Below are 16,418 nucleotides of genomic sequence, written 5' to 3'. Positions count from 1 at the left end.
ACAACCCGGTTGGCGAACGCAGCGATGCCAACCCACCACCCTTAGCCCCATTCATCCGTTTGGGTTATCCGACACCCCCTTCTCAGCTCCCCAGCTGGTTCTGGCCGAACTCCAGCAGGGTCTCATTGATTTCGTAGATATCATACTTTCCATGTTCCATGTACCAGCGGACGATCATGTCCATTTTCCGGCTGCGGGACAGGCTGTAGCCGGCGCTCTCCAGAAGCTCTTCCGTCTCCTCCACATCCAGATGGAGAGCTACGGCCAGGGCCAGGATGGTCTTTTTCTTCGGCGTATAGTCTACGTGGGTGCGGATTTTGGAGAACAGGCGGCGGTCAATATTGGCCTCTTTATACACTTCGGTATCCGTCTTCCCTTCAGCGTCGATATAGTGAAAAAGGACCTTTTGGAAAGGATCCCCCAGCTGGAGAACAAACCCCTTCACTCCGCCCCTGATCGGCGGCGGTGCGCAGGGGGCCTCCGGTGCCAGGTCCGGCAGCATCAGCGACGCTTCTTCCTGTACCCCGGCGCCGCAGTTCCATTCCAGGAACGACCGGATGGCCTCGGTAATCCGGGTCCTTTTCTTTTGGCCGAAGAGGACAAGGGTCACTTTCATATCCTTCTTTGCCAGGAAATCAAAGATAGCCTTTCCGGCAACAGCCTTCGCAATAGACCGGGGACATCCGTAGATTCCGCTGGAAATCAGGGGAAAAACAATGCTTTTGGCATGAAGCGTCTCCGCCAGGATAAGACTTTCCGAATAGCAGTGGTAAAGAAGTTCCTTTTCCCCCGCTTTCCCCTTCCACACAGGCCCCGCCGTGTGGATTACGTATTTGGCAGGAAGAGCGAAGGCCGGCGTCGCCACCGCTTCCCCGGTCCCGATGGGTGCGAGCTTGCGGCAGGCTTCTTCCATTTTTTCCCGGCCCGCCTTTTCAAAAATAGCACCGCATACGCCACCGCCCATGCGAAGGGATGTGTTGGCCGCATTCACAATAACGTCCGCTTTAATGGTGGTAATGTCTTTGTGGGATAGGTAAAATGGCATGGTCCCACCTCCTTATCTCTATTATAACCGAGGCGAACATAAGGCCATACGCATGAATGGGACTAAAGGTGGTGGGTTGGCATCGCTGCGCTCGCCAACCGGGTTGTGGGTGCTTCGCACCGGGGGCTGTTGGTGGATTCGCCGCCAAAGGCGGCTATTCAACCTTATGACCCTGCTTTTGTAAGGCGTAAGCCTTAAAAAGCCACAACCCGGTCGAACCAGCGCAGCGGCGCCCGACCCACAACCCTTAGCCCCATATACACGCATGAGGCATCACTCACTTCCTCCGTCTGATTCCCCGGCAGCCGGTAACCATGTCACAGGCGCATTCCAGGTTCCGGGCAATACCATCCGGGGTCCGTTCATAACTGTAGGCCTTGTCCTCGTCGATATTCATTTCCCTGGCCGCTTCCTTCACGTCGATACCGGCGCCGGAGAAAATGAAATCCCAGTGGTATTTTTCCTTTTCCACGCTGATCATATGCTGGATCTTCCGCCGGCTGTAATGGGTGCTGGCGTTTTCCATGCCATCGGTGGTAATGAAGAAAATCACATGGTCCGGGGCGAACTCCGGATGAATGGATTTCACATACTTCACGGTCTTATCGATGCCCATGCCCACTGCATCCAGCAGGGCCGTGCATCCTCCTGCCACATAGTCATGGGCAGTCATCTTTTTCATTGCCCTGATGTCCACCCGATCATGGAGAAGATAGAGGGAACCATCAAAAAGGATGGTGGTCACATGGCACTCCCCGGGGAGCTCCTTCTGTTTTTTGATGAAACCGTTAAATCCGCCAATGGTATCGTCCTCATACCCCGACATGGATCCGCTCTTATCAATGATGCATACCAGTTCCGTCCTGTCTTTTCCGCTTTCCATAATAGCCTCCTGTCTGAAGCCGTAGGGCTTCGTACCACTTTGTAACTATCTCTGCCTCTAGGGTAGCAGAAAGAAAGCCCCCCGTGGTCGCCTGTAAAGAGACAAATCGGACTGGTGTCTTATCTCAAGCATATTGGGGATAATCCTATCCTGGCTGAAAAGTGGCTAAAGGGTAACGCCTTCGGCGAGGTGGCTTAAGGGGGGACGGGCTTCGCCCGAGAGGAAGGAGCGGCGCACAATTCATAAAGCGCCGCAGATTATGTAATTATGTATTTTTCAGCTTCGCTGCGGCTGCGTCCTGAATACTCTGCCCCAAACCATGAGAATGACCTATATACAAGGCTCCTTATAGCATGACTATCAGCGACTTCTGTCCGTTTACTTTTCCCCTCTAAAGAGGGAAGGTTTGGGTGCCTTTAGCGGCTTCGCCGCTGGGTTCTGTCTTTACCTCCCCCATCTATGGGGGAGGTGGCGAGCGAAGCGAGTCGGAGGGGGCTCCCGCTAAAGCCGCTCAGAACGTTTACTGCCATATCCCAAGCCGCTTGGCGGCCATCCACTGGTCCCAAGAGCCTGACCAAACTCAAGGCTAAAGGCTCAAATGCTCACATACGTTCACAGGACACGCAGCTCCTCCTTAACCAGCGCCAATAGCCAGAAAATTTTATTGACCCAGAGAAATCTTCTTCCCTGCCATTTCCATTTATGATAAAATCTCTATAATTAGATAAACAGGAGGACAGACTATGTTACACCAGGTATCCATTTTCGCCGCCAATACAAAAGGCGCACTCAGCCGGATGACCACCATCCTGGCAAAGAACAACATCAATATTTACACCATGCTGGCTACGGACAGCGCAGAATTCGGTATCATCCGACTCATCGTGGATAAATCCGATGACGCCCTGAAGGCCCTGGAAGAAGCGGGTTACCAGTGCCGGGTGGACCTGGTCCTGGCAGTGGACATGAAATCCGATAAGCCCGGCACCCTGGACCATATTCTCTCGGACCTCCAGAATGCAAACGTCATGATCCGGTACCTCTATATTTCCTTCGACCGCCAGAGCGGCTCCCCTATCGCCGTCTTCAGCACCACCGAATCGGAAACGGAAGCCTTTCTCAAAGGCAAGGGATACCACCTGCTGGATCGGTTCTAATAGCATAAGAAAAGCCCGGAAAAGTGTTTTCTCACTTTTCCGGGTTTTTTAAGTGGCTAATGGGATCCGATGTTGATGGACAGAGTCAACCGCATGGAGCTTCTAGCTTCTAGCTGTCAGCAGCCAGGAAAGCTCGGCAGCCTACGGCACAAGTGACTGTTGGAACATGAATTGGAAAGTGCCACAGGCGGACCAGCTTTCCTAACAGCTAGCGGCTAGAAGCCCCGCACAAACGACTCTATCCACCAGCATGCAAATCCGCCGCATAGCGGCTGTACAGTCCAAGGCCCAGGGCTCACTGCGCAAGGCTCGTGACCCACCCCAACGCATGCCTGGCATCCTCGCTTACCTCCAGCTCAGAACTCATCCTGATGGTCCAGCAGCCAGCCACCGGCGGTGCAGGCCGGGCAGATGCAGTACTTGACCCCTTTATCCTTTGCTTCATGGGCAGCCTTGGAGAGTGCCTTTGCCTGGTCGGCGCCAAAAACTTTGGTTCCCTCTTCAGACTCGAAGAACGGAATTACATGGTCAATGGAGCACACATCTTCCTTCAATTCCGCCTTCAGTTTCTTAGATACCCCAGCCTCCTGCGCCGTCCCGGCAGCTGCCAGGTATTCATCGCAGACCTTCTTCAGTCCTTCATAGCAGCTTGGTGCATTTCTGACTTCCTTCACTTTTTCCAGAATTTCTTCTTTTGCCATAGGGATCATCCTTTCTTCGGTCTTTCAAACATCATATGGGACAGGGCTTCTGCTGCCACCGTCCCGTCTTCATGCATCACTTCGGCCTCCATCACTGCCAGGGGGCCCTTCCGTTTTACTTCCCGGCACACCACCTTCACCGTTTCGCCGATGAGAATAGGCGAACGGAAACGGGACTCCATCTTTCCCGTATACGCAGGGATACCGGTTTTCAGGAACAGGTAGTTTCCCATGACCTCATCCATAAGAGTCATAATAAGTCCCCCATGCATGCGGTCATTGTAGCTCTGGTGCTCGTGGGAAGGAGTAAAAAAGGAAATGCAGCCGTCAGCGGTTTCAAAGAAATGGAGATGGAGGCCGATGGGATTCTTCTCCCCGCAGGCAAAGCACATGCCATACTCCGGACCCCCATGGATTTCCTCCAGCCGGTGCCCCACCTCTTCCTCCTCCCTTTTGAGAAGTTCTTTTTCTTTATCATTCATAGGAAACAGTTCGTCCTGTATCATGGAATCCTCCTGGGAAATGAAATGGTTGTGGTTACATAGTTATTATACCATCTGCTGAAACAGGAGGCTCATAGGCAGCAAAGTTCGGTATGTGACCTGGGATGAACTTTGGAGCATTGAGCTCAGGCCCTGAGGACCAGATGACTGATGGTTGAATGATCGTTCACACTTGTGGGGGCTTCTAGCTGCCAGGAAGCCAGCCAGCCTGCGGCGCATCCATTATTTTCCGTCAGCCAACCTCAGCCCCGTGGGCAGCGTCTAGTAACTAAAAAGACGGCGCCTTGTGTAGTGGCATTTGCACGCTTTTGAGTCAGAGCCTTTAGGGGCCCAACTGCGGCGAAGCCGCTATACGTCAGCCGTCTTCCTCGGAAAGAGAGGTTTTTAGCAGAGAACCCTCGAGTTTTCACTAAATTGGTATCTATACTGCACAACAGGACACCTTCCTTTTGAGTGACACCGAAGGCGACGGAGGTTAGCTGATAGACTCGACGCAGGCCAGACTCCAAATCTCAATTTTCCTTGAAAGCCCCATCATAATCATTTTTCTGAGAAATCTCAGGGCTCATCGTTGCTGTGGCTATTTTTAAGTGTTGAATCAATCAGCATGCTCACACCGCTCGAGATGTGCGTGTCCTGCAGAGGATACGCAGGGCAGGCGTACATTGGTATTTTTGCTGCACACTAAAGTGCTTTCCTTTTGTCGCCTGCCCGATCGCATTGCGGATAGTGCAATATTTCAAGAAAATGGTTATTACTATTCTACATGCGGCAAAGCTGCAATCCATTTTCATAATGGGCGCTGCAAGAACCGTGCTACAGCAGCTGCTGGATTTCGGTAAGCTGTCAGCTGATAGCTGTAAGCCTGACTATCATCTATCATCTCTGCAGCATAGCCGCTGAACAACAAAAATTCCCTTTATTCCACTACAAAAACTCCTGATTCATCCCAATGCCGATGCAGAGTGGGGCCTGTACCATCTTCTTCCATGATCCGCCAGGGGTAACCGCAAAGCGGGATGTCTGTGTCGTCAGGGAAGAGCGAGGTGGTCAAACGGCCGCTCATAATTTCTGACAGGTCTTTCTTCAGGAGTTTCTGTGTAGTTGTGTAGAAACCTGCGGCAAAGCCGCTGGAAATCTAGACCTGGATCTAGACCTTTAACCGCTTCGCGGCCGATTTCTTTTCAGCGCGCTGGAGGGGCAGAATCATATGAAGACGTCCTTTTTCCCTTTTCCGGTCCCATGGGCTGAGTACCACCGGCAGGGGAGAAATTCCATCCGGCCTTTCCGCTTCTCACCTGTATAGTCCAAAAGAAAGTAAAATTGTCCCATCTAATTTAGGAACAAAAATGGCGTTCACGGCTTCGAGCTCTCAGCTTTAAGCAGTAAGCCAGTCCGGCCCTGCAGGTAACTGAGATCGAGATCGAGATTGAGGTCGAGATCGAGGGGATTCGCCTGCGGCGCTGCCATCCCCATCTCTCAGCCCCGTGGGCAGCTCTCTTCAGAGAAGAGAGCCTACTGCAGAGACAATTACACGATTTTTGTGCAGAGTCTTTAGGATTCCAACTGCGGCACAGCCGCTAAATGCAACATAAAAGGCAACGCTACATGATTTGCGCCGCTATCTTTGCGGCAACGCCGCCGACCAGTTCAAGGCTCAAGGCAAAAGGCTCAAGGCCCCGCCGGTTCACACTCACGGCTTACCATGGCAAAATAAAAAACACCAACAAGACCCGGTGTCCGTAAGATGCAGGAATTTGTCCAGTGAATCAGGCGCCGGCGTAAGGATGGAAACCGAAGTTTCCCCAAAAGCCGAACTAGTCGTCAAAGAGGCAAAAGCATGAGCTATCGAAAAGTCCTTGGGTCTTATGGTGTTGTGAATCATTTTCCGCTATCCGGATTGTGGCAAGGTGGCTAGTGGCTAGATCTAGTGGCTAGTCGATTCGCCGCCGTCGCGGCTATCCGCCTAGATCTAGACCTGGACCTGGACCTGGATCCTCGCCATCCTCGATGGCCATTGAGGGAGGGACTTCCAAAGGCGGTACCGATGTCCGTTGGATTCCCAGGGTTCTTTCCACAGCGCGCACTCAGGAAAACGGGGAATCCACTTTTCAACCCGCGGGCCTTTTTCATCCCTCTACTATATACATAACGGGAAAGCACCAAATGTCTAAATCATTTCATAAATTTAATGAAAAATCAACATGCGGTGTTTGCTGGCCTTTCGGCCAGTCAGGAGAAGAACTCAAGTCGACGTCCATAGAGACATCCTTCATCAATTCTTCCCGCAGCCGGCACTTGGGAAATCAGAAGGAAAAATCTATCCATCCAAAAACTTTTTGTTCCTCTACTATATACATTGCAAAAAGTCCCATTTTGTGAACATGGAAAGTGAAATTTTTTCAAATAAATTGAAAAGTAAGTGTCCCCATGCAGGTAATAGATTGAGATCGAGGTCGAGATTGAGGGGATTGCTTTCCGCTATCCGCTAACAGCTTGCGGGGAATCAGCCGCTGACAGATACCGGGAAAATGCCGCAGGCTGTCCCTCTTCTATTTATCATCTATCATCTATCATCTATTTTCTATCGTCTCTGCGGCGGCAGCCGCGGGGCCTCTGTCAGCGGATAGCTGTAAGCTATCAGCCCAATAATCAGGGCAATAAAAAAACTGTGAAGACGGACATCCATCTTCACAGTTTTTATCTCTCCGTTATTTACCTTCGATGGCGCTGACCAGGGCCTTAGCCAGGGCGATATCGGAGGCCGGGTTCTGTCCGGTAATCAGTTCCCGATCCTTTACCACGTGGCTCTGGTAAAGGGCCCCTTCTTCCATGTAGCCGCCGGCAATCTGGAGGGCCTGTTCCACATGGAAAGGCATTTCCGTACCCTTAGCCAGTTCTCCCGGCCATTCTTCGCCGTCAGAAAGGACTGTCATGTGGTAGCCGCTATAAATCCAGTCTTTGGAATCTTCCTGGGCTTTGGCAAAGTCACCATCCACCAGGTCTTTCCGATAGGCTGCTGCATTGGGAAGGGCTGCCAGCGCTGCCACCGGTCCATGGCAGATCATGGCTGTGGGCTTTCCTTCTTCATGGAAGGTGCGGAGCATAGTTCCAAGGTCCTTGCTCTGCATGAGGTCCGTCATGGGCGCATGGCCGCCGGGGATGAAGATGGCCTTGTAGTCATTGAGGTGGGCCAGGGCTTCCTTGAAGGAAATAGGAGTCAGGTTGTCGGTGAATGCTTTTGCAGAAGCTCTTCTTTCTTCGCTGCCATTGAAGAATGCCTTATCGTTGGAGCTGGCATCCATCACCGGTTTCTTGCCTTCCGGGGTAGCCAGTACGATTTCATAGCCTTCGCCGGCTAGGTACTGGGAGGGCACTGCAAATTCATTGAGGAAGAATCCTACGTTCATAATGGAGCCATTTTTGAGGGTCATCTGGTCCTCGCCGGAAGCAATGACGAGAATCTTGCCTTTTGTATCGGCTGCATTGGCAGTTACGGTTCCCAGTAATGCAGAAGCAATCATCATGCCCGCTGCGGCCAGTTTCATTTTTGTCAGTTTCATCTTATTTTCTCCTTTTTTATTTTTTATGTGCTTTCAGTACGGTAGCTGCCAGGCCTTTCACCCAGTCCTGGTGGCCAATGTTCATGGTGTCCGGATGAGTATTGAAGAGGTCCTTGGCGGGCTTACCCTTCTGGGATTCCTGGGTCAGGATGCGTACGCGGCCTTTGGGCATGTCCTCAATGAGCCAGGCATGAACCACATCGAGACGATGGTCCGCATCACCTTCGGACCATCCATGCCATGCCAGGCGGCCCGGCTTTCCATCTGCCGGTTTTTCGAATTCAATGATCTGTGCTTCCACAGGGAATCCGAAGGTCTTGAAGCGGAAACGGGTATTTTCTTTCAGTACCGGGCCATCATGGTCGTAGAAATAGACATCCGCCACGTTGTCGTAGTAGGTGGGCCAGATGGAGGTATCCAGCAGGTTTTCGAATACTTCTTTAGCCGTAATGCCGGGAACGATGATTTCATTGGAAGCAAAGTTGTCTGTAAAGCCGGGGAGGTAATCTTCCGGCCAGTTGATTTCGTTTAACATGGGGTTATAATCTCCTTATGGAAAAATTTATGAAATATATCACAGTATCTGACGGGAAGCGTCCTTCCCCTGAACCGGTTCCATGGAACAGGAGGCCATACTCCCAAAGGCTGGCTCCCTGCTTCCTTAAGTCTGGGTGTATTATAGCGTAGTATTTGCTTTTTCGTAAGAATGCACTTTAAAGTCAGATAGTTACTTTTTGTATATTCCATAAAACAGGAATAATGATCTCTTTGTCTGCAGACGATCAAATGGTATTTCAGTTTCATAACTGTAGCAAAACAGACATCACGAAATGCACCCCCTCAGCCTTCGGCAGCTAGCCCGATGGGGGGAGCCAGGATCCTTCCCCCCATCGGGAAAAATCCAATACAGCAGGCAAGGGTGTGTAATTGGCAGCCAACCAGCTTTTTCAAGGAAGCCAGATTCGCCTCATTACACTCTATAACCGGACACAGCGCTTCCTGCTAAAGAGCATCAAAAAAGAGCCATGGTTTTCCATGGCTCCAGGGTCACTTGAGTTCCACCGGATGGATCTGGTCTTTCATATAGGTATTTCCCCAGTCACACATGGCATTTACGATGGGGGAAAGGGTTTTGCCGAATTCCGTGAGGCTATATTCTGTTTTCGGTGGCACTACGGGATAGATTTCTTTATGAATCAGTCCCCGGTCCTCCAGGTCATGAAGCTGCTGGGACAGCATCTTGGCAGTGACGTGGGGGATGATATGCTGCAGCTGGCTGAAACGGAGGGTCTCGTGGGACAAGTGATAAAGGATGACACATTTGTACTTGCCACCGATAACGGAGAGTGTCGCTTCTACAGGGCAATTGAATACTTTAATTTCTTCCATACTGGCTCCTTTCAAAGGTAATGAACTTTCTTACTATCAAACCGGCTTCCCGCTTTTCCTTTACGTTTCGGATAGCCAAAGGGAATCACCGTAAAGGCCCCTTCATTGGCCGACATCCGGAGAATGGTATGAACTGCGTCCATTCTCTCCCGGATAGGCGCTATGCCCAGCATGACTCCTCCAAGGTCCAGACCTTCAATAGCCAGGAGCACATTTTCTGAGGCAATGGCACAGTCGATTTCTCCAAATTCCGGGAACCGGAGGGATTCCCGGTCCCAGGAAATCACCAGTGCCGCCGGAGCATGGGCCGCCGGAGAGGCATAGGGGCTGGCCTTGGAAAGTTTTTCCAGCATATCCCTGTCCGTCACTACATAAAACCGCCAGGCCTCTTCATCACCGGCAGAGGGTGACTGCATGGCGGCAGAAAGTATTTTATCTATCTTATCCTTTTCCACAGGCCGGTCTTCAAACTGCCGGACACTGACTCTTGTATAAATTTCATCCATTTCGTTTTCCTTTCCGGAGTCCGCAGGGGACGGTCTCCTTTTCTTCATCAGCTACATTTTAAGCTAAAACTGATTTTTATGTAAGAATGTACTTTGGAGTGAGTCACTTACTTTTTCCATACTTACCGTCCTTGCAGTTTCTATTTTCTCACTTCGTGACTTATAAGTGCATTCTTCCCAATTCGTCCCTATATCCCTATAATGTAGTTCATTCAATCCCTGTAACAAGGAAAGGAGACTATTATGGCAAATATTTTAATCATTTCCGGCCACCCGGACCTGAAGTCCTCCCTGGCCAATAAAACCATTCTGGAAACTTTGGGCAAATCGGATCTTTCCTGCACCCTCCGGCGCCTGGACCTTCTGGGCTGGGATCTGGACGTGGAAGAAGAACAGAAATATGTAAAGCAGGCAGATGTCATCGTATTCCAGTTTCCCCTCTACTGGTATTCCTATCCTGCCATCATCAAAAACTGGGTAGAAAAGGTCTTTGCCCACGGCTTTGCTTACGGTTCCAAAGGCACCGCCCTCACCGGCAAGCATCTCATGTTATCCTTCACCGTAGGCGGCGGCAGTGACCATTACCGGAGGGGAGGCCAGAACAGGCATCCGGTGGAAGAATTCCTCTACAACTTCGAACAGATGGCAGAGCTCTGCCACATGGTCTACGAACCCCCGGTATACAGCTTCGGCAGCGCCTATATTCCCGGCGTCAGCACTGAAGAAGACCGCCGGCGGGTCATCGAAAACTCCAAAGACCATGGCCGCCGCCTTCTGGAAAGGCTGAAACAATTCTGAATCATTCTGATAAAAAACATGTAAAAAGGAGCTGTGAATGAAGAAATTTTCATTCACAGCTCCTTTTTAGGATGCCATCCGCAGTTCCGCTGCGGATCCTCAACTTTCACAATATTTTCCTCAAACCTATATCTGTCATACCGTCACAGTCATTGATCGGCGAGATCTCTCGACTCCTCGAAGCTGTAGCATTTCTTAGGAAGCACTGATTAAATCGTTGTCAGATTTCATTCTTGGATTTTTATGCAATGCGAGGAATAGCTCGACCCAAATAGCGAGCTATTTAAGGCAGCAGTCCTGCATAGGACTGCTGAGCCAAGGTAAGTTGATCGGCCAGCCGCTAAAAGGAGAGCGCTTTAATGGGCAGGTAAAGCGCCAATGTGCGGCTGGCTTGCAGGTCCTATGCAGGACCTGCACACTTTCTCTGCACATAAAAGCGCCTTCCTTTTATCCTTGGCCGATTTATGACGAAGCAGTGCATAAAAATCCTTATGAAATCTGACTCTGCGAATTAATCAGCGCTTCCCTTACTATCACAGATAACCAGCCTGCTGCCACCGCTCGAGATGACGAGTCGAGGTTAACAGAATATATTCTGAAGACAATATGTAGGATTTCCATATACGGTGCCAGCCGCAAACGGATACTGCAGAAAGCGCCGGCAACTGACCGGCCAGTTGCCGGCAGCTAAAAGCTCCCGCCCGTTCACACGCATGCCCAGCCGCCGTTCCACCGGACATCGGTCCTATTTCACGTAGGGCACTTCCCCCGGTTTCACGAGGCCCAGTTCATCCCGTGCTTTCTTTTCAAGTTTGGAAGGATCCTGCAGGTCCTCCTTCTGGGTTTCCAGGTTTTCTTTCTCCTGCTCCAGCCGGGCCTTTTCTTGTACCAGTTCCGCTTCCTGCTGCTGCACCTTGACGAAGTGGTATACATTCTGCACCACCACGTAAGACGTAATCACCATGACGATGACGAAGATGATGCGAAGGAGGGGACTGTGGGGGAAGAGCCGCTTCAGGAGAGGTGTCTTTTTCTTACGCATGGGACTCCTTTGGTTCCTTTCCCAGCACCCGGTTCACGAACTTATAAATGCCCGGTTCTGCCGCCAGTGCTGCCCGGTACTCATCTTCCGCCTGGGCTGCCGCAAAGCCGTAGTCCAGCCAGGTCTTCACATCCTGCCACCGTTTCGGGTCATTATAGAGGCCGACAATAATGAGCTTTCCGTTTCTTTCTGCCGATGCTACGAGGCAGTCCCCGGCGGCTTCGGTCATTCCGGTCTTGATGCCGTTTGCTCCTTCATAGCCGCTGGAAAGGAATTCATTCCGGTTCTGTACATTCCGATAAATGCCATTTCTGTAGGTCATGGGATAGGTCTTCCATTTCACGATATCCCGAAAATCGGGATTTTTCATGGCGTAGGCTGCAATCTTCACCATATCCTCGGCGGTGGTGTAATGGTTTGGGTCCGTGAGGCCATTGGGATTGGCGAAATGGGAATCATGGGCCCCGATGGCTGCGGCCTTCTCATTCATCATTTCCACGAAGCGATCATAGGAACCGCCTACGGTCTCCGCTGTAGCCACGGCCGCATCGTTGCCGGAGATGAGCATCATGCCATAGAGCATCTGGTGCAGGGAAATGGGCATATCCTTGCGGATACCCAGGTTCGTGCCGTCCTGTTTGATGGCCCGATCCGAAATCACCGCATTCTGTTCCAGCTTGTCCTTTCCTTCTTCCAGGGCAATGATGGTGGTCAGGATTTTAGTGGTGCTGGCCGGATACACTCGAAGGGTTCCTTCCTTATCTGCCAGCATTTCTCCCGTATTTCCATCAATGAGAGCCGCCGACACGGCTCCGGTAGCCGGCGGAGGTGGGAGCTCCGGCTTCTTCGGCGGCTCCGGCGTAATGAGGGCCAGGATGCCGAAAGCCACGCCTGCACATACAATAAACAAAACAACCAGGGCCAGTAATTTCTTCATAATCTTGATAATAACTTTCCTTTCTTAGTGATGCCTGCCGACCAGGCTCGATTCAATCGGCCGATACAGTGGCGGCCTGTTTTTCCGCCTTTGCCTGATCTGCCGCTACCTTGGCCTTCCGGGAATCAATAGCAAATTTTTCATTCACCTTTTCTCCCCGATCTTTAGCAATCCCCTTATTCAGGTTATCCACGTAGAGTTTCCCGTTTTCCGAAGAAGACAGACTGTAGACCGCGGTGCTTCCACAGTAGATGGTATTATCCTCCAGCACTGCGTCCGGTACCTGCCCTGCATGGTATAATTTGTCCAGCTTGCCGGCGGTGAGGCAGGTTCTCTCCTTATCCGTATACCGGCCGGCCGCTTCCGGCTGGAATGCCTTTTCCCCATTGACAAGAATCCACCCGTCCTTCACGTCCACATGGCCGCCGGAATAGGTTTTCATCCATTTCAGGTTCTTATTGATGCGGTCGCTGGTTTTCGGATGGTTGCCGGGAGCCAGTACCGACTTGATGCCGGAAGGAGAACTCTCGCCATACTTGTCATAGAGCACCTGCATGGCCGCTGCCCCGGCGCCGGGATTATACCCCGCTTCCACCAGGTACTGGAATCCCCAGTCATCGGCTTCCTTTTCCTGGTCCTTCGTAAATACGGCATTGGAAACATAGTTGGCCGCGATATTTCCCAGAAGGTACTCTCCATAGGACGCATCGCTTCCCAGATAAATATCCAGGGCCGTAATGAGTCCCACCCGCTTTTTGACACCGTTCACGCTGTGCCGTTTCTCGCCGTGGGAAATTTCATGGGCCATGACATAGGCCAGTTCATCGTCGTCGAAGGCATCGAGGGAGCCCTTATTGACACAGAGCACGCCGCCCAGGCTCATGGATGCATTGATGTCTTCATCAGGGGCCACATAGACTTTGTAATCCCGATCCACGGCCCCCGTATCACGGAGATTCCGATAAATATCCTGCACCCGGTTATCCGCTTCCGCTGAGTCGTAGACGCCGGTCTGCTGCTGGCACTGGGCCAGGAACTGCTGTCCCCCATGGTCATCCAGGCGTTGGTAATAGTTGGAAATGAAAAGGAGTGCCGCCGCCCCATAGAGAATCTTCTGGGTTGTTGTGGCCGCTTCCACTTCTACCGGCGCCGCCAGGCCGCTGATGCAGGCCACCGCCAGCAGGGCAGCCGTCATTTTTTTCTTCCATTGTTTCATATTCTCATGCCTCCCGGGGGAATACAGGTAAGTCTCGTATATTGTATCATTTTTACGGGTCCCGTGGTATGAGGTTTTTGAAATAGATGGATATGGACTATTTCAGTATTGCGAGCTGATGGGGCGACGCTGGTGGGTAGAGTCATTCGTGCGGAGCTTCTAGCTGTTAGCTGCTAGTGTCTAATTTCATAAATAATAGATTGTATTGCCGGACACAGCAAATAATGGTATACTTATTCCAGATAAATGCAAATTGCAGGGGGGGATAACGTTATGCCAAAAGTTGCTAAGCAAATACGCTGCTCCGAAAGCGAACGCATAGAACTGCATAAAATCGTAAACTCTCAAAAAACAGAGCATCGCATTGTAAGACGTGCAAAAATGGTTCTTCTATGTCTTGATGGAATGCAAATCAAGGATATCGCGGCTAAGTTGGGGGAACGCCCCAATACCGTTAGCCTTTGGCGGAATCGTTTCGCTGAACAGGGCATCCCTGGACTACAGGATAAGAAAAGGCGGGGCCGTACTGCTCAATATGGACCGGAATTCCGCGAAATGGTGTTAAATAAGCTGAAGGAAGCGCCTCCAGACGGGCTAGCACACTGGGATGGTCCTACACTGGCAAGAGTTCTGAATGTCTCAAAGGCTGCCATTTGGCGACTTATGAGAAAGGAAGGAATACAGCTGGCAAGGCAGCGTTCCTGGTGTGTCAGTACTGATCCGGAGTTTACTAAAAAGTCTGCTGATATCGTGGGACTTTACTTGAACCCGCCAGAGAATGCTGTCGTAATCAGCGTTGATGAGAAACCATCGATACAGGCCTTAAGTAGAGCCCAAGGATATGTACTTACTCATAACAAGAAAATTGTGCGCGGGTTGAAAAGCACATATCGGAGGAATGGAACAATAAATTTATTCGGTGCACTGGAGGTAGCTACCGGACAAATTTATGGAAAGACAACAAAGAGAAAAACCAGAGAGGACTTTGAAGAATTTTTAGATGACTTATTGAAAAGTGAGCCGGGTGGAGACAAAGTGCAATATCATATTATTGTCGATAATTACTGCACGCACAAGCGCTTAAACGACTGGCTGGAAAAGCATCCTAATGTCCATTTTCATTACACACCAACGTCAGCAAGCTGGCTGAATGAAGTGGAAATATGGTTTAACATTATGTCGCGAAAAGTGCTCCGAGGGGCAAGTTTTGACTCTGTTTCGGATCTTGTGTCAGCGATTAAAAAGTTTATTGCTGCCTACAATGAGCATGCAGAACCGTTCCGCTGGAAAAAACGTGAGGTCAAGGGTTCGCAACTTAGGGATACAATCGGAAACTTACGAAATTAGACACTAGCTTCTAGGAAAGCTGGCAAGCCTACGGCACGAATGACTGGCGGGAATACCGGGTGGAAGCGCCGCAGGCGGATCAGCCTTCCTAACAGCTAGCCGCTAGAAGCTAGGAGCTCCATGCGAGTGACTCTACCCGTCAGCATGCAAAACCCATCAGCTCTACAAACCGAAATAGCCCTCATTCGACTTCTCTCGATTTACTTGTGCTCATCTGTTATAATAGAAGAGAATCAATGTGAGATGATGACTTCCACCATGGGAAGTCTTTTGAAAGGAGTTTTTTATGACAGCAGATAACCTGACCTTTTCCCTGGAAATTGATTTCATTCCTGATATCCAGGAAGGGAGAAGTGAATTCAAGAAAAAGATGAAAGAAGTGGCCGACAAACATGAGGGCACTTACATTCTGGACCCCAAAGGCCGTCCCATCATTTCCGGTCTGGCAAAGGATGACGTGGAAGACACCCTGAAAGACCTGGGCCTCCTGGCCTTCGGTTCCTGGCCTTCCTGCATTCTCACCTGCACCATGACTACGCCTCTCCCCATCCGGGCCGTAGGCATGTCCGACGGCTGGGATATTTACACCGGCAAGAAAACATTCTTTGCCTTCGCCCAGTTCCCCGCCGATGCCCTGGCCATCATGACCAAAGCCTGCACTTACTACCTGGAACATGAAAATTACCAGTCCCTGGAAGAATTCATCGACCACATGGGCTACGAAGCCTTCCGGGATGCGGTGCTTGGAAACACCATGCCCGGCGCTTCCAATGAAGGCACCGCCGATTACTACGGCGGATTCGGCGCCTCCGACGTACCGCCGCTGCAGGAAGGAGACTTTGTCCGTCCGGAAAACAACATCATGCAGATCATCCAGGTTTACCCGGAAATGGGACCATTCCTCATGGAATACGGCATGTCCTGCGTGGGCTGCTTTGTTTCCTACGATGAAAATCTCTGGCAGGCAGCCCAGTCCCACGGGATGGATGTCTTTGAAATCATCGGCGAAATGAATGAGTTCATTGCGGACAAGTACAAGAAACCTCTCCTCACCAAGGATACGCCCATGGAAACGATCCTGACCCTGTACCCCCAGCTGCTTCCTGTATTCCAGAATAAAAATATCGCCATGCCTACGGACATGAAGACCACCATCGGCACCATGTGCCAGGATGCGGGAGTCGACACGAACGCTCTCATCGCCCAGTGCGATGAACGTCTCCGTGGCAAGGATGAAATGTAATTCGAATATCCGTTAACGCAAGAGCATCGCAGGAATGGAAGTCCATTCCTGCGATGCTCTTTTGCTTGTGCACGAAATGTATGAAATA

At 51.0% G+C, this 16,418-nt stretch carries 15 protein-coding genes; 4 read left to right on the top strand and 11 right to left on the bottom strand.

Translation table 11 applies throughout. The annotated features are described in order from the left end of the window. Positions 1 to 82: 82 nt before the first annotated feature. Complete coding sequence (locus ACFWUL_RS02485; protein WP_416177705.1) at positions 83 to 1,045, bottom strand: macro domain-containing protein; 963 nt, start codon at positions 1,043 to 1,045, stop codon at positions 83 to 85. A 277-nt stretch (positions 1,046 to 1,322) separates the two neighbouring features. Further along, positions 1,323 to 1,928 carry a vWA domain-containing protein gene (locus tag ACFWUL_RS02480; protein WP_297019265.1) on the bottom strand — a complete coding sequence of 202 codons (606 nt, stop codon included), beginning with the start codon at positions 1,926 to 1,928 and terminating at the stop codon, positions 1,323 to 1,325. A gap of 743 nt (positions 1,929 to 2,671) precedes the next feature. Between ACFWUL_RS02480 and ACFWUL_RS02475 the strand changes: the two genes are divergently transcribed. Next, the gene (locus ACFWUL_RS02475) at positions 2,672 to 3,085 is read left to right on the top strand and encodes an ACT domain-containing protein (RefSeq protein ID WP_297022777.1); all 414 of its coding nucleotides are present in this window, start codon (positions 2,672 to 2,674) and stop codon (positions 3,083 to 3,085) included. A 356-nt stretch (positions 3,086 to 3,441) separates the two neighbouring features. On the opposite strand, the gene ACFWUL_RS02470 is transcribed toward ACFWUL_RS02475, so the two are convergent. From ACFWUL_RS02470 to ACFWUL_RS02445, 6 genes are all read right to left on the bottom strand, one after another. Further along, positions 3,442 to 3,786 carry a heat-shock protein Hsp90 gene (locus ACFWUL_RS02470; protein WP_416177704.1) on the bottom strand — a complete coding sequence of 115 codons (345 nt, stop codon included), beginning with the start codon at positions 3,784 to 3,786 and terminating at the stop codon, positions 3,442 to 3,444. A 5-nt stretch (positions 3,787 to 3,791) separates the two neighbouring features. Further along, entirely contained in the window at positions 3,792 to 4,292 is a 501-nt protein-coding gene (locus ACFWUL_RS02465) for a PaaI family thioesterase (protein WP_416177703.1), read from the bottom strand. A gap of 2,708 nt (positions 4,293 to 7,000) precedes the next feature. After that, complete coding sequence (locus tag ACFWUL_RS02460) at positions 7,001 to 7,852, bottom strand: type 1 glutamine amidotransferase domain-containing protein (protein WP_297020130.1); 852 nt, start codon at positions 7,850 to 7,852, stop codon at positions 7,001 to 7,003. A 16-nt stretch (positions 7,853 to 7,868) separates the two neighbouring features. After that, positions 7,869 to 8,387 carry an SRPBCC domain-containing protein gene (locus tag ACFWUL_RS02455; RefSeq protein ID WP_297020121.1) on the bottom strand — a complete coding sequence of 173 codons (519 nt, stop codon included), beginning with the start codon at positions 8,385 to 8,387 and terminating at the stop codon, positions 7,869 to 7,871. Positions 8,388 to 8,899: 512 nt separating this feature from the next. Then, a complete protein-coding gene (locus ACFWUL_RS02450) occupies positions 8,900 to 9,241 on the bottom strand; it encodes a winged helix-turn-helix transcriptional regulator (protein ID WP_297020119.1) in 342 nt (113 codons plus the stop codon). 11 nt (positions 9,242 to 9,252) lie between these two features. Further along, positions 9,253 to 9,747 (bottom strand): nitroreductase family protein, encoded by a 495-nt coding sequence (locus tag ACFWUL_RS02445; protein ID WP_416177702.1) that lies wholly within the window; start codon positions 9,745 to 9,747, stop codon positions 9,253 to 9,255. 243 nt (positions 9,748 to 9,990) lie between these two features. Here ACFWUL_RS02445 and ACFWUL_RS02440 point away from each other — a divergent pair, with 243 nt between their 5' ends. Next, positions 9,991 to 10,545, top strand: a complete 555-nt coding sequence (locus tag ACFWUL_RS02440) for an NAD(P)H-dependent oxidoreductase (protein WP_416177701.1) — start codon at positions 9,991 to 9,993, stop codon at positions 10,543 to 10,545. Positions 10,546 to 11,290: 745 nt separating this feature from the next. Here ACFWUL_RS02440 and ACFWUL_RS02435 read toward each other — a convergent pair. From ACFWUL_RS02435 to ACFWUL_RS02425, 3 genes are read right to left on the bottom strand one after another with little or no spacing between them, the layout of a single operon-like run. Next, a complete protein-coding gene (locus ACFWUL_RS02435; RefSeq protein ID WP_297023595.1) occupies positions 11,291 to 11,587 on the bottom strand; it encodes an FtsB family cell division protein in 297 nt (98 codons plus the stop codon). Continuing rightward, on the bottom strand, positions 11,580 to 12,524 hold the full coding sequence (locus tag ACFWUL_RS02430) for a D-alanyl-D-alanine carboxypeptidase family protein (protein ID WP_416177700.1): 945 nt from the start codon (positions 12,522 to 12,524) through the stop codon (positions 11,580 to 11,582). The genes ACFWUL_RS02435 and ACFWUL_RS02430 overlap by 8 nt, the downstream gene beginning before the upstream one ends. Positions 12,525 to 12,576: 52 nt before the next feature. Beyond that, positions 12,577 to 13,740, bottom strand: coding sequence for a M48 family metallopeptidase (locus ACFWUL_RS02425; protein ID WP_416177699.1), 1,164 nt, complete (start codon positions 13,738 to 13,740; stop codon positions 12,577 to 12,579). 273 nt (positions 13,741 to 14,013) lie between these two features. Here ACFWUL_RS02425 and ACFWUL_RS02420 point away from each other — a divergent pair, with 273 nt between their 5' ends. Both ACFWUL_RS02420 and ACFWUL_RS02415 read left to right on the top strand, forming a co-directional pair. After that, complete coding sequence (locus ACFWUL_RS02420) at positions 14,014 to 15,087, top strand: IS630 family transposase (protein ID WP_416176725.1); 1,074 nt, start codon at positions 14,014 to 14,016, stop codon at positions 15,085 to 15,087. Positions 15,088 to 15,373: 286 nt separating this feature from the next. Next, entirely contained in the window at positions 15,374 to 16,330 is a 957-nt protein-coding gene (locus tag ACFWUL_RS02415) for a DUF1858 domain-containing protein (RefSeq protein WP_297022463.1), read from the top strand. The last annotated feature ends 88 nt before the right edge of the window (positions 16,331 to 16,418 follow it).

Source organism: Dialister sp. (assembly GCF_047832375.1).
Taxonomy (GTDB): Bacteria; Bacillota; Negativicutes; order Veillonellales; family Dialisteraceae; genus Dialister.
This window is presented reverse-complemented; position numbering and strand designations above follow the sequence as displayed.

Excerpts from the sequence above, each read along its gene's own strand:
- ACFWUL_RS02485 (WP_416177705.1), bottom strand. The coding sequence starts at position 1,045 with ATGCCATTTTACCTATCCCACAAAGACATTACCACCATTAAAGCGGAC.
- ACFWUL_RS02480 (WP_297019265.1), bottom strand. The coding sequence starts at position 1,928 with ATGGAAAGCGGAAAAGACAGGACGGAACTGGTATGCATCATTGATAAG.
- ACFWUL_RS02475 (WP_297022777.1), top strand. The coding sequence starts at position 2,672 with ATGTTACACCAGGTATCCATTTTCGCCGCCAATACAAAAGGCGCACTC.
- ACFWUL_RS02470 (WP_416177704.1), bottom strand. The coding sequence starts at position 3,786 with ATGGCAAAAGAAGAAATTCTGGAAAAAGTGAAGGAAGTCAGAAATGCA.
- ACFWUL_RS02465 (WP_416177703.1), bottom strand. The coding sequence starts at position 4,292 with ATGATACAGGACGAACTGTTTCCTATGAATGATAAAGAAAAAGAACTT.
- ACFWUL_RS02460 (WP_297020130.1), bottom strand. The coding sequence starts at position 7,852 with ATGAAACTGACAAAAATGAAACTGGCCGCAGCGGGCATGATGATTGCT.
- ACFWUL_RS02455 (WP_297020121.1), bottom strand. The coding sequence starts at position 8,387 with ATGTTAAACGAAATCAACTGGCCGGAAGATTACCTCCCCGGCTTTACA.
- ACFWUL_RS02450 (WP_297020119.1), bottom strand. The coding sequence starts at position 9,241 with ATGGAAGAAATTAAAGTATTCAATTGCCCTGTAGAAGCGACACTCTCC.
- ACFWUL_RS02445 (WP_416177702.1), bottom strand. The coding sequence starts at position 9,747 with ATGGATGAAATTTATACAAGAGTCAGTGTCCGGCAGTTTGAAGACCGG.
- ACFWUL_RS02440 (WP_416177701.1), top strand. The coding sequence starts at position 9,991 with ATGGCAAATATTTTAATCATTTCCGGCCACCCGGACCTGAAGTCCTCC.
- ACFWUL_RS02435 (WP_297023595.1), bottom strand. The coding sequence starts at position 11,587 with ATGCGTAAGAAAAAGACACCTCTCCTGAAGCGGCTCTTCCCCCACAGT.
- ACFWUL_RS02430 (WP_416177700.1), bottom strand. The coding sequence starts at position 12,524 with ATGAAGAAATTACTGGCCCTGGTTGTTTTGTTTATTGTATGTGCAGGC.
- ACFWUL_RS02425 (WP_416177699.1), bottom strand. The coding sequence starts at position 13,740 with ATGAAACAATGGAAGAAAAAAATGACGGCTGCCCTGCTGGCGGTGGCC.
- ACFWUL_RS02420 (WP_416176725.1), top strand. The coding sequence starts at position 14,014 with ATGCCAAAAGTTGCTAAGCAAATACGCTGCTCCGAAAGCGAACGCATA.
- ACFWUL_RS02415 (WP_297022463.1), top strand. The coding sequence starts at position 15,374 with ATGACAGCAGATAACCTGACCTTTTCCCTGGAAATTGATTTCATTCCT.